This window comes from Embleya scabrispora DSM 41855, assembly GCF_000372745.1.
Lineage (GTDB): Bacteria > Actinomycetota > Actinomycetes > Streptomycetales > Streptomycetaceae > Embleya > Embleya scabrispora.
In genome coordinates, this window is sequence record NZ_KB889692.1 from 20,037 (window position 1) to 33,173 (window position 13,137).

6 protein-coding genes and 1 pseudogene are annotated in these 13,137 nt (G+C 70.5%); 2 read left to right on the forward strand and 5 right to left on the reverse strand.

Features of this window, described 5'->3' with window-relative positions; all coding sequences use genetic code 11:
- Positions 1-44: 44 nt before the first annotated feature.
- Positions 45-836: an SURF1 family protein gene (locus A3IC_RS0135750; protein ID WP_020554888.1), complete on the forward strand. Its 792-nt coding sequence runs from the start codon at positions 45-47 to the stop codon at positions 834-836.
- Between the two features lie 106 nt (positions 837-942).
- Here the strand turns inward: A3IC_RS0135750 and A3IC_RS0135755 are convergent, their stop codons facing one another.
- The 4 genes and pseudogenes from A3IC_RS0135755 to A3IC_RS73745 form a co-directional block, all read right to left on the reverse strand.
- A complete protein-coding gene (locus A3IC_RS0135755; protein WP_020554889.1) occupies positions 943-2,814 on the reverse strand; it encodes a S9 family peptidase in 1,872 nt (623 codons plus the stop codon).
- A gap of 12 nt (positions 2,815-2,826) precedes the next feature.
- Positions 2,827-3,339: a cell wall hydrolase gene (locus A3IC_RS0135760; protein WP_245599765.1), complete on the reverse strand. Its 513-nt coding sequence runs from the start codon at positions 3,337-3,339 to the stop codon at positions 2,827-2,829.
- Positions 3,323-4,648 carry an MFS transporter gene (locus A3IC_RS58425; protein WP_079026886.1) on the reverse strand — a complete coding sequence of 442 codons (1,326 nt, stop codon included), beginning with the start codon at positions 4,646-4,648 and terminating at the stop codon, positions 3,323-3,325. Before A3IC_RS58425 ends, A3IC_RS0135760 begins: the two co-directional genes overlap by 17 nt.
- Before the next feature lie 183 nt (positions 4,649-4,831).
- Positions 4,832-5,158: pseudogene (locus A3IC_RS73745) on the reverse strand (Scr1 family TA system antitoxin-like transcriptional regulator); the annotation flags it as partial.
- Positions 5,159-7,229: 2,071 nt separating this feature from the next.
- On the opposite strand from A3IC_RS73745, the gene A3IC_RS0135775 reads away from it, so the two are divergent.
- On the forward strand, positions 7,230-10,694 hold the full coding sequence (locus tag A3IC_RS0135775) for a HelD family protein (protein WP_020554893.1): 3,465 nt from the start codon (positions 7,230-7,232) through the stop codon (positions 10,692-10,694).
- Between the two features lie 109 nt (positions 10,695-10,803).
- On the opposite strand, the gene A3IC_RS0135780 is transcribed toward A3IC_RS0135775, so the two are convergent.
- Positions 10,804-13,005, reverse strand: coding sequence for a plasmid pRiA4b ORF-3 family protein (locus A3IC_RS0135780; RefSeq protein ID WP_020554894.1), 2,202 nt, complete (start codon positions 13,003-13,005; stop codon positions 10,804-10,806).
- Positions 13,006-13,137: the final 132 nt, after the last annotated feature.

The window sequence follows — 13,137 nt, forward strand, 5'->3', positions numbered from 1 at the left end:
ACACCCGCGCTCGGGCGCCGTCGGACGGCGGTTACCGTTGGGGGGTGTACCGGTTCCTGCTCCAGCCACGCTGGCTGGCCTTCCACATGATCGTGCTCGTCGCGGTCCCGGTGTGCGCGGCGCTGGGGTTGTGGCAGTTCCACCGCTACGGCGAGCACAAGGGCGGCGGGAGCACCGGGGAGAAGGTGTCCGCGGCTCCCGCGGTGCCGATCGGTGAGCTCGTGCCGCTCGGCGGCCGGGTCGAGGGAGCCGATCGCGGCCGCTCGGTCACGGTCAGCGGCACCTACGACGTGAGCCGCCAACTCGTGGTGCCCGGGCGCCGACTCGACGGGCGCACGGGGTCGTACGTGGTCACCCCGCTGCTGGTCGCCGGGGCGCCCGCGGTCGTGGTCAACCGGGGCTGGGTCGAGGGAAGCAGCGTGCCCGCGCCACCGGCCGGGCCGGTCACCGTCACCGGTCGGCTGGAGTGGTCGGAGGCGGAGCACACCTCGGACGCCGAACGCGCCACCGACCTGCGGGCCGGTCAGCTCTCCATGATCAGCACGCCCGAGCTGGTCAACATGCTGCCGTATCCGCTCACCGACGGGTTCGTCGCGCTGACCGCGCAGACCCCGGCCGCCGATTCGGCCGCGCTGGCGCCGATGCCACCGGTCAAGGAGGCCGAGGGCGGCGGGATTTCGGGCCGGGCGTGGCAGAACCTCGGCTATACCGCGCAGTGGTTCGTCTTCGCGGGCGCCGCGGTGTTCGTGTGGTGGCGCGTGGTCCGCCGGGAGGCGGACGATCGGGCCGAGGAGCGGGAGGCGGAGCTGCTCGCGGAACTGGGCGTCAAGAGCTGACACCCAGCCCCGTCGGGTACGCGGGCGCCGCCGGGGCTTGCCGCGGATCCCGGTGGATCAAGCCGGCGCGGGCCGCCGGGACCCGCCGGGATCCGCCGGACAGGCCCTACGCCGGGTTCGGGATCGGCAGGCCGATGACCCGGTCGACGAAGGCGAACTCCTTGCGCAGTTGCCGGATGCGCTCCTCGACGACCAGCGAGCCGTGGCCCGCGTCGTAGCGGTAGACCTCGTGCGGCTTGCCGAGTTCCGCCAGACGCGCGACGTAGTTCTCGATCTGCTTGATCGGGCAGCGCGGGTCGTTCTCGCCGGCGCTGATGTAGACCGGTACCCGCACCTTCTCGACGTAGGTCAGCGGCGAGGACGCGGCCCAGCGCTCGGGCACCTCCTCGGGCGTACCGCCCAGCAGCGTGCGGTCCATCGCCTTCAACACGTCCATCTCGTCGTGGTACGCCGTGACGTAGTCCGCGACCGGCACCGCGGCCAGGCCCAGCGCCCACGCGTCGGGCTGGACGCCCAGGCCCAGCAGGGTCAGATAGCCGCCCCACGAGCCACCGGAGAGCACGATCCGCTCGGGGTCGGCCAGGCCCGACTCGACGGCCCACTCGCGCACCGCGCCGATGTCCTCCAGCTCGATCAGGCCGATCCGTACCCGCAGCGCGTCGGTCCAGTCCTTGCCGTAGCCGGTCGAGCCCCGGTAGTTGACCCGGACCACCGCGAAGCCGTGGTCGACCCAGGCCGCGACGTCCGCCGCGAAGTGGTCGCCGTCGTGCGCGGTGGGCCCGCCGTGGATGTTGAACACGGTCGGGAAGGGACCCTCGCCGGCGGGCTTGGACACCAGCGCGTGCACCTTGCCGCCCGGCCCCTCGACCCAGGCGTCGGAGACCGGGACCGAACCGGGCGGGCGCTCGCCGGGCGGGGTGAGCAGCACGTCCCCCGAGGTCGAGCGCAGCTCGGAGGGGGTCGAACCGCTCGACCAGTGGTACTCGACACTGCCGTCGGGCCGGGCGCCGGCGCCGCCGATGGTGCCCGGCGGGGTGTCGATCCGGGTGAGTTCCTCGCTCGCCAGGTCGTAGCGGTACAGCTCGGAACGCCCGTGTTGCTCGTGGTCGATCAGCAGCGCACGACCGTCCGGATACCAGTCGGCGGACAGGTCGCCGGGCAGCCCGAGGTCGAGTTCGGTCTCGACGCCGGTCAGCGGTTCCCACAGCAGCGGCTCGTCCCGGCCGCGGCGCTGGTGGATGACCAGTACGCGCTGGTCGCCGGCGACGGGGGAGAAGCCCATCGCGGACAGGTCCGAGTCCGGCTGGCCGCCCTCGGGGCCGTCGTGCAGGTCGGCCACGTGCGTGCCGTCCAGGCGCAGTACGCGCAGCGACGCGTGCATCGCGTCGCCGTGCTCGTTGTGCGCGATGGCCAGGTGGGTGCCGTCCTCGGACAGCGCGGACAACCACGCCGACTCGGTGTGGCGGTACACGGTCACCGGCTCGGCGCCGGGGCGGGCGACGTGGATCGTGGAGCCCTCGTCGTCGGTCATCCGGCCGACCACGACGGTGCCGTCGTTGGCCAGGCCGAGGCCGCCCGGGTAGGACGGCTCCAGGCCGGGGACGGCGACCTCGTCCGGGCCGCCGTCGAACGGCTGGCGCATCCAGACGCCCAGTTCGTCGCCGTCGGTGTCCGCGAACCACCAGATCCAGTGCCCGTCCGGGCTGATCCGGGTCGCCGAGGTGCCGTTGGGTCGGTCGGTCACCTGGCGTTGCGCACCGCTGACCCGGTCCCACGCGTACACCTCGAAGGTGCCGGAGGCGTTGGAGACGAAGACGGACTTCGCCGGCGCGTGGTCGGCCCAGCGCGGCAGGCCGATCCGGGCCGCGCGGTAGCGGCGTTCCCAGGCCGGGACGGGGGGCGGCGGCGCGTCGGTCGGGGTCTGCGGTTCGGTGGCGGTGGCGGTGGCGTCGAAGGCGCTGTTCTCACGAGCGGGCATGTCGCAATTCAACTACGGGAGGGGGTGATTGTGTTCCGTCACCGAGCGGCACCGTTTGACTCCGAACAGGCGTGAGTAGCCGGGGTGCGCGGCGAATTCGGCGTACGACCAGACGGCCGGCCGACCGACCTCCCGGCACAGGTGCAGCACCCGATCCGGGCCCAGATGAACCCCGACGTGCGCGGCGTAGCCCGGATCCCGGTCCGGGCGCGGGCCGGCGTCGAACAGGAGCAGATCCAGCGGCGCGGGCTCGGTGACCCGCACGGTCGCGGTGTCGTCGGCCCACAACTCGGACGAGCGCAGCGGCGGGACGTGCAGGCCGTGGTGGGCGAGGAAGGCGTACGCGTACAGCTGGCAGTTGGCGCCGGCCGTCAGGTCACCGGCCGCGACGGCCTGCGGGTGTCGGGCGTAGACGTAGGGGACGGCCCGAAAGCGTGGCGGGAGCACGGGTGACGGGAGGACGGACAGTGAGGGGTGGTCGGGGGTGTCGGTCTGCGGTGACGGACGGTCAGGAGTGTCGGGCATGCTTCGGATTCAACCCGAGGCAGACCGCCAGTTCCACCAACGTCATCGCGAACAGCACGCCGAACACCGCCGTGTACTCGCCGGTCGCGTCGTGGATCGTGCCGAACACGATCTGCAGCACGGCGGCGATCGGATAGCCGATCAGGAACGTCATCGCGGACAGCCGGCCGGCCGCCGCCGGGCTCGGCGCGAAGCGGACGAGCATCACCAGCATCAACGGGAACGCGCCGCCGAGGGTGAGGCCGAGCAGCGCGATGGTGGGCCACGGCGCCAGATTCGGCGCGAACGCGAGCAGGCCCATGCCGACCACGGCCCCCGCGACGGTGACCGCGAACAGCGGCCGAGGGTCGGTGAAGCGGTCCGCGAGCAGTGGGATCACCAGGCCGGAGACGATGCCGGTGAGGCCGAACACGGACAGCAGCAGCCCGGCCCGCTCGGCGCTCCAGCCCTGCTCCTCGTAGGCGGCGGGAACCCAGCCGACCACGCCGTAGTACGCGCTGGTCTGCATGACCAGGAAGACCGCCAGGATCCAGGCCACGGGGCGTCGCCAGGGGGAGGTGTCGGGCGCCGCGGCGGCCGGTGCGGGCGTGGGCGGCGTGGGCCGGGCCGCGGTCGCGTCGGTGGTGCCTGCGCGGCTCGGGCCGGTGGACCTCGTGCGGCTCGGGTCGGTCCGTACCGGCTTCGCGCGTCGGATCACCGGCAGCCAGGCGAGCAGCCCCAGCACGGCGGGGACCGCGACCACGCCGAGGGAGAGCTGCCAGGACCCGAATCCGTCCGACAGCGGTACGGCGAGTGCGCTCGCGCCCGCCGCGCCGACGCCGACCGCCGCGCTGTACAACCCGGTGACCGCCCCCGCGTGCTCGGCGAAGTGCGTCTTGACCACACCCGGCAGCGCCGCGCCCAGGACCGCGATCCCGGCGCCGGCGACCAACGTGCCCAGGAAGAGCAGTACGACCGAGGCCCCACCCAGCCGGATCAGCACCCCCACCAGCAGCACGACCACCGACGCGGCCACGGTGCGCTCATACCCGTACCGCGCGGCCCCCCGATGCGCGAGCGGCGCGAACACCCCCATCGACACCACCGGAATCGCCGTCAACACTCCGGCAGCGGCCCCCGACAGCCCGAGATCGTCCCGAATGGAGGTGAGCAGCGGCGGCACATCCGTGATCGCCCCACGCAAATTGATTGCGATCAGGAACAGCGCGACCAACGTCAGCACGGCCCCGGGCGCCCGACCGGTTCGCCTGCCCGGCGCCGACTCGGCGACGACGGGGTCACGGCGCATCCGCGCACGGGCTGACGGCATGGCTGTACTACCTCGTTCGTAAAGACGACAACGGCTGCACTCGCCGACCCCCGGCGGGGCGAATCGAAGCCGACCAACCGGACAACCATAGACACCGGCCGCTTGATTCCCGCAGGCCGGCGCCGTGCCCGACTCGGACACCGACCGTCGCTCTACCGGCCCTGCCCCGGCTTGGCCGCCGTCGCGGTACTCAGCCCGGGTTGCCCGCTGTTCTTCGGACAGCGGAGGCAGCCTACGCTCGAAGATGGTTCGGACATACGTCTCTGATTGCAGCAGTCCCGGGACCGCCCGGCACTCGTATGTGTACAGCGACACCGCGTCCTCCTCGATCCCCGCCCACTGCCGGAACCACGACGCCAACCCCGCCTTACGCGACAAGCTCTGCGCCGCCGCCTTCAGCACGCGCCCCGCGGTCGGTCCGAGCGCCGCTTCGGAGCGTGTCACCAGGTCCCTGGGCGGGAAGCGCTTGCCCTGCTCGATTTTGGCGACGTAGTGACCCGAGTAGCCCACGAGTGGCGCGAACTTCGCACTGCGACTCGCCTACGACAGGGCGACCGGTGTGGTTCGGGTCGAGGTGGCCGACGCTCACCCCGCCCGACCCGTGAGTGCGCCGCCGGCCGCAGATGCCGAGAGCGGCCGGGGCCTGATGCTCGTCGATTCCGTCGCGGCCTGTTGGGGAGTGACCGAGCGATCGGGGCCGGGCAAGGTCGTCTTCGCGGAAATGGATACTCGCGAAGAGGAGGCTCCCGGGCCTGGATGAGTCGATGGCCGGCGACCTCGCGCGCCGCCTGTCCGGTGCGCCGCTCCGCGAACAGGCGGCCTGTGGGTCGTTTTCGCCGGCCCCGAAGCTCGAAGCACAGGCTTCGGGTGGCGAGCGTCGAGATTCGAGACCCGAGCGCCTTCTTATTGGATTGGGTGGTTCATTAACCCACCCACCCGCCCTCCCTGTGCGCGTGAGGCGCACGAGAGGTGCGCGCGACCTCATCGCAATCTGCATGTATGACTATTCGTGACCAGCTTGCCGCGCAGCGTTGCAGCGCCATAAGTTCGCGACAACGAACGACCCCGGCAGGTGCACCAACACCGAACCGGGGTCTGACCACAACGATCGTGAAAGGCGATCCCATGGCTTCCGAAAACCTTAACGCCGCCCCGTGCCAATCCGCGCACCCAATGGCCAATCCGGGTTACGGCAAACGCGCAATCTCCGACCAACCCTCCCGCCGCAGGCGCGACTTCGCACATCTGCCCGAGCGTGAGGCGTATATCGCCTCCTACGTCGACCGTTTGCCGGACGGCGCCGCGATGGACGTCAAGACGCTCGCCAAGTCCCTTCCCCGCTACGGACAACAAGCCGTCCGCTCGGCACTCACCGCGTTGTCGACGGCCGGCCACCTCCGCCGAGTCCGTGAGTCCGTCGGCGGCGACCGGACCCGCTGGGTGTACCGGACGTACTTCTCTCCCGCGGCCCGCGACGACGCATGGTGGGCCCACTTCCTGACCGTCGGCCCACCGGCCATCACGCCGACTTCACCAACACAGGCACCCGTATCGGTGCCGGTACCGGTACGGACCAAGCCTTCGGAGTCGACCTCGCCCCCACCTCCCATGGCCCGCCGGGAAGCCCGCCCGCCCGCAATTCCCACCGTGCCGCGCCTACGTGAGCCCACCCCGCGCGCCAGGCAGCCGACGGACTCACCACCTGGCGCACGTTCCTCCACGCCATTCGCCGGCCCGCCCTCGGTCGCTTACGAAGCCCTCGCCGAACTCGGCCACAAAGACGCCCGATTGACCCTCTCCGCCGCCGACTGCGTCACGCTGGAACCGCTCGCCGCCACCTGGCTCGCACGCGGAATCAGCAAACCGCAGCTCGTCCTCGCGCTGACCGCCGGCCTGCCCGAGCACATCCACGCCCCGGGCGCCTTCACCCGCAGACGACTCACCGAAAAGCTGCCCCCGGAGCCCGCGCGGGCCGAAGGTCCGACTCCCCGGGTGCCGACTCCACCTGTCCGCCGTCTCATGGAATGCACCAACTGCGCCGCTCCAGGCCCTCCCGACGCTCTCCCCGGCGGCCTCTGCCGAACATGCCGCCACGACCAACCGCCGACTCCGGCCGCAGGCATGCCCGTACCCGAAGTCCGCCGCCGAATCCAAGAATTGCGTCGAGCCCTCCCGAACCACGCGGAAGCCACAGTGCATTGATAAGCCCGGCTAGCGGCAATCCGTTCGGCTTGTTCCCGTTTCTCCAGCGATCCTGTCGGACCGGATCGACACGGGAGGCGATCCCCTCCGATCCCAGGCGCCGGCGACGCAGTCTCTCTGCTTTCGTACCTGTACAGAAGCGGAAACCGCCCGTCGGGCTGGGCCACGTGGGGCATGCTCTGCCAGGGATGTCACTACCACCACTACGAGTTCGGGCTCACCGAGCACCAGTTGCGGCGGTGGCCACATCGCGGTGGTACAGGTCCTGGCCTGCTTGGAAACCTGATCGAACTTCGCGCGTCGCCACTCGCCGACACGTCGGCACAGGACCAGGGCTTCGACTCGTCGCAGCGTGCAGACGCTGCCTGGAGGGGGATACGTGGGAACGAATCCACGGGATGCGGTTATCGCCGTCGAGCAAAAGGCCGTCGACCGCGCGTACGAGTGCTACGAGCAACAACTGCGGGAGATGACGGCCCAGTCGCCGGCTTCGGCGTCGGCCAGCGGCAAGGACTCGATCGTCACCAAGGCCGATGCCGAGAAGAGGGCCGCCGAGTACGGCGGTCTCGACGGTGAAGCCTTGGTGATCAGTCGGGTGGACGTGCACGAGCCGGGCGAACCGGAGCCGGAGACGTGGTACGTCGGGCGGCGCACCGTGGCGGATGTCGAGACCGGCGACCGTCTGGTGGTCTCGTGGACGACACCTTTGGCCGTGAAGTGGCACAACGCCCGCCCCGAAACGCCGGGTGAGCTGCTGCTGCGCCGGCAGTTACGCTGCGCCGAGCGCATCGTCGAGGATTACTTCGACGAGATTTCCCGGGAGGCGGCACCCGCCGACGGTGTCCTGGACGGCGAACCCGTGCTCGACTACGGCGACGACCCGGTATTTCCTGACGCCACCGACGAGCCGGCGGTCGGTGAAGGTTCGGGTCCCCGTTTCGTGCCTTCACCCCGAGACGTCTCGGATCGTCTTCGAAAGAAGCCCACGCAGGTGGACGAGTTCCTGCTGCGCGAACTTCACCGATCTCGCAGCGGGCGTATGCGCGACATCGTCGAGACCATCCGGCGTGACCAGATGGCCCTGGTCACCGACTCGCCGGCGGACGTACTCGTCGTACAGGGCGGCCCAGGGACCGGAAAGTCCGCGGTCGGGCTGCATCGGGTGACCTGGCTCGTGAACAACGACCACTTTCGCGCACAGGACATTCTGGTCGTCGGTCCACACCAGGGTTTTCTCGAATACGTCGGGCGGGTCCTGCCCACGCTGGGCACGCGAAACGTCAACGCGGTTCAACTCGCCCGCCTTTGGGCGGGTGACATCCGCGGCGCCGATTCCGCCGAGACGCGGTTGATCAAGTCCGACGATCGCATGACCGAGGTGCTGCGCCGACGCGTGGCGAGCGAGCGCAGGCCAGGGGCTTTGGACACCCTCTTCGTCGCTTCCTCGGACGAGCGGGACGAACCCGCGTTCATGGTCACGATCGGCAGTACGTCGTTGCGCCTGCCACGATCGGAGGTGCTCGAACTCCTGCGTGCCGCGGACGAGGTCAGTGGGGCGTACCGGGCGCGTCGCAATCGGTTCCGCCACCTGTTGGTGGATCAACTGTTGAAGACGTTGGCCCAAGTCGCCCCACGACGCGGGCGTGAGGCGACGGTGCGCCGCGACCTGGAGCGCAACAGGCACGTCGTGGCGCTCGTCGAGCGGGCCTGGCCGGCTCTCAGCCCCGAGGAGGCGCTCAGGAGTCTGTTCGACTCCACGGACAGGCTTCGCGAGTGCGCGTCCGGGATTCTCGATGAGGCCGAGCAGGCCGCGCTGCGAAGGCCGAGGGCCTTGAGCGCGGCCGAGGAGGCTTGGACGCTCGACGACTTGGTCTGCCTGGAGGAACTGCGTTTCCTGATCGCGGGCGAGACCCCACAGCACTACCGCCACATCGTGATCGACGAGGCGCAGGATCTGACGCCCATGCAGGCGAGGTCATTACGATCGCGCTGCCCGACCGGATCGATGACCGTCCTCGGAGACCTGGCACAGGCCACCGGCCCGCACCCTTACGACGACTGGGAGCGGCTGGGCGCGCTCTTGGCCGACGGGGGTGTTTGGCGTGCGACCGAGCTCAATACCAGCTACCGGATCCCGGCCCAGATCATGGAGTTCGTGGCCCCGCTGGCGCGGGCGGTGGCACCTTCGCTTCCCTTCCCGGTGGCCGTACGGCGAGCCGAGGGCGAACCGGTGAGTCTGATCGCCTTGGATTCGGGAGAGGTGACCGATGCGGTCCTCGCGTGCGCGCGTCGGCTCGTCGGGACGGACGGCAGGTCCTTGCGGTCGATCGCGGTCGTCGTACCGGACGGGTCCCGCTGGTTGGCCGAGATCGGGGCATTCCTGGGTCGCGCCGACAGCCTGACCCCGGAACAACGCGCGACGGTCTCCGTCCTGGTCGCGAGCCAGGCCAAGGGGATGGAGTACGACCACGTCATCGTCCTGGACCCGGCTGCCATCGTCGACCGTGAGCCGGCGGGCGCACGACAGCTCTATGTGGCCCTGACACGCAGTACACAGAGCCTGACCATCCTGTACACGTCACCCCTGCCCGAGATCCTTATCGGCGGTGCCCTGCGGGACGACAGCCCAGTGGTCGCGGAAACGCACACTGTCCCGGACGCGGCCGAAGCCGCCACCATGCCCGAAATGGCGTCGAGCCCGACCGGGCCGGCGGTCGGTGACCGGGTGCGCGTTCGGGTCGTTGCCGCCGGCAAGGGCCCGCACTGGAAGGTGCAGGCCATCGCACCGGCAACGACGCGCACGCTTTTCCTCGTCGCCCGACACGGCTCGCCGCCCCCGGTGATCGGCGCCGAACTCGATTGCTGGGTGGTGCGCGTGGAGGCACGCGTCAGCCTGGTCTCGGCCGGCGACTTCGGTCGCAAGCCGATCCCCTCGGACATGGTGGAACGCTTCGCGGCGGCGCTCGACGTACTGAGCATCCTCAGGGAACTCGAAGGCGAGTTCCCGTCGAACGCCGCCACGCGCCTGGCGGATTTGAAGGACATCGCGAATCGGTGTCTGCGCCGGGAGCAGGCGGACTGGTTGAGCGTCTGGCGCCTGCTCGGCTCACCCGACACCGATCGCTTGATCGCCCTGCGCGACCTGGCCCAACGCACCCGGGACGCGCTTGGGGCCGATGGCTCGACCGTGTCCGCCGAGCTCCGCTCCGACCCGACGTTGGTCGACTGGTCCGACGCCCTGTCCGCGGCCCGAGTCGCCTTGCGTGAGCCGGCCGATGACGAGCCCCGAGACGGTATGTCATCCGACGCGGTGACACCTACAGCCGAACCACAAGCCGCGACTGCATCGAAGGGCGTCGAATCCGATCATGATCAACACATCCCTCACCCTCGGCAGGCACCGGTGAACACCACCCTCCTGGACGAGCTGGCAGTCGCTTCCGATGCCGACCGCAACTGCAACACACACGAGGCGGTACGTCACGAATTGAAGGCGGCTCTGCTGTGGGCGGGGCTGAAGCCGTCCGATTCACCCACGGTCGACGTCAGCCGCGTGGGCGGCGACGGACACTTCGTGTACGAGGTCCTCGGCGCCGGGCTTTGTGCCTACGCCGACCTCCGAGCCGGCGCCGCGCGGCTCCTGGAGATCGACTACTCGCTGCCGCGCAGGGCCGACCGCCTCTACCTGGTCCTCTCCGAACCCCCCGCCCAGGACTGGGCCGCCGACACCATCAAGGGCGTCTTCGGTGTCCACCTCCTTTGGCGAACACCATCAGGGTGGGAGGGCCATGACACCGCAACGGCCCTGGGGCCGGGAAACGCCGCACCACCCGAGGACTCCTGAGGCCGCCGGCGGCCGTCCTCGCGCGCTGGACCGGTATCGCACACCTGCCTCGCGGATCGGGGCGGTCGGCCGGTGAGGCTCTGCCGACCGCTTCGCCATACGTTCGACGTCACCGTCGGCGCTGGGATCCGACCTTGGTCGCGGACCTGCGCAGCCGCTTGGCCAGCGCCTTGTCCCGGGCCCTCAGGTGTCGCCCCGCCGCTCCCAGGACGGCGCCGGTGGCCGGGTGGTCGCAGCGCCACAGGTCGTCGGCGATCTCATCGAGGAGGGGCAGCACCGAGTCCCCCTCCTGGTCCAGGAATGTGGCAAGTGCCTCGTCGGCGACGCCGAGTGGACCCCACAGATGGTCCACGAGCCACCAGAGTTGGAGTTCCGGGCCGTGTCCTTCGGGGATCTCGCCGCGGCCGGCCAGCGTAATCGCCGCGATCTGGGCGCAGCCGGGGACCTGGGAGGCCGCGGCTTTGCGCAGGACCCTGAGCGCGGTGGGCTCGTCGAGTTGCGCCAGCACCGCTGTCGCGCTCAGGCGACGCAGGGCCGCGTCGGCGTCCAGTCCGGCGCAGGAGTCGATGATCTGGACCGCGGCCGGGCCCTGACCCCGGTGGCTGATCCAGCCGGCGATCTCGGCGCGCGCGGCGTCCTGGTCGTAGTCGAGTAGGCCGTCGAGCAGGGTCGGGGCGTCGACGGCGGCCAGCTCACCGATCAGCGGAGCGGGGACTCCCTCGGCGAGCAGGTATTCGCGCAGGCCGAGGCGTCCCAGCGGGGTCAGCCTGAGCCGGATCCCGGGCCCGGAGAGGTCGTCGCCCCCGTCGATGATTCGTTGGAGGCCGAGGATGTCCGAGAGGATGCGGTCGTGCTCCCGATCCGTCTTCGGGCCGTTCTCCACCTCTGCCGCCCGGTACTCGGCGAGGACCACGGCCGCTTGGTCGAGGATCCGCAGGAGGAGCAGTTCGACCAATCCTGCCTCCTGCTTGGAGAGGCCGTCGCGGAGAGCGCCGTCGCGAAGAGCCTCGGCGAGCATCGCCGTGTCCAGCCATTCGCCGTCGGGAACCTCGTACAGTGCCCGCAACACGACAGCCGCCAAGCCCGTGCCGTAGCCGTCCTCGTCCTCCATGCCCAGCGCGATCGACAACATCGGGGGCAGGCCGAGGCTTTCGAGGTCGTCCAGGATGTCGAGTTCGCCCTCGATCGACCGGCACCAGAACTCCACGACTCCTTCGTCTTCCGCCGTGGCGGGCAGGTCGGGACCGGGTCGTGCGGTGCCTGCGCCGATCCGCACCAGGTCCGTGTACAGGACGAGCTGCCAGGGGTCGTCCAGGCAGGGCAGGTCGCCGGAGCTGCGCAGGCGTCCCAGCCGCTGCTCGCGCTCCGCCGGCCGGAGTGCGCTCAGCTCGTCGTCCAGGGACCACAGTTCGAGTTCCTGGACGGCCCGGCGGCCGAGTGCGGGCTTGAGCACGTCCCGGGACGTGACGGCTCGTCCGCCCTCGCACCAGTGGGCCAGGCGGAGCGCGGCGGCGATCAGCGGTACCTGCCGTGCGGCGGCGGCGAGGTCCGCGCGCGGTGGCAGGGAGACCGGGCGTACCGGGGCGAACTCCATGTCGACGTCCTCGCCGTCGTGGTTTTCTCCGCAGGAGCAGCGCCGCCCGCCGGGGGCAGCCTTGGTCGACCTGGATGCCGGGGTGGCCGTGGGCCGCCGCGGCTCCAGCGCGGCCAGTCGCCGGTCCAACGCCTCGTGGTCGAAGGCAGCGGGGTCGAATCCCTCCATGCGCAGGGTTTCGACCAGGTCGGTCCACGGCTCGGGGGCCGGTGCGGTGCGGTCCACGACGGCGTCGAGTACGGCCTGCAGTGCCCAGGCGCCGCCGGTGTCCTCGGCGTAGGGCATGGCGCGGCGTCCACCAGTGCAGCGGACGTGCCGACTGCCGGTGGGTCGGTTGCCGGCCACCCCGTTGCCGGGGGAAGCGGGGAGGACCTTCTCCAGAGTAATCAGGTGCCGCCAGTCGTCGCCGAAGTCGTAGGTGTGCTCCAGCCGTTCACCCTCGGAGGACAGTAGCTCGGCCACTGACACGGACTCCTCGTCGAAGTCGTGGCCGGGATCGCGCTCCGATGGTGCGTCGAAGTCGACGAATCGGCGCCCGGAGCCGGGTTCGGCGAAGGCGTGCAGGTGCGAGTCGTCCCAGCCGAAGCAGAGTCGGACGATGTCGTGCAGGCAGCCGAGCGAGGTGTCGGCGGGCAGAGTGACTCGGCGCCAGATCGGCGGGCTGGTGTTCCGTAGGGCGATCTTGAGCTGGTAGGTGGGCACGGGCTCGGCGGTCACGGCGAAGGTTCCCTCGAAGCGGAGGCGGATTCCGGCACCGGAGCGGGGCAGCCTCGAAAATGCGCTGAAGCTGTCTGCGGTGCTGACGGCGCAATCTTCTCGCACTGCGCCGAGTGGGGTAGCCGCATTTGA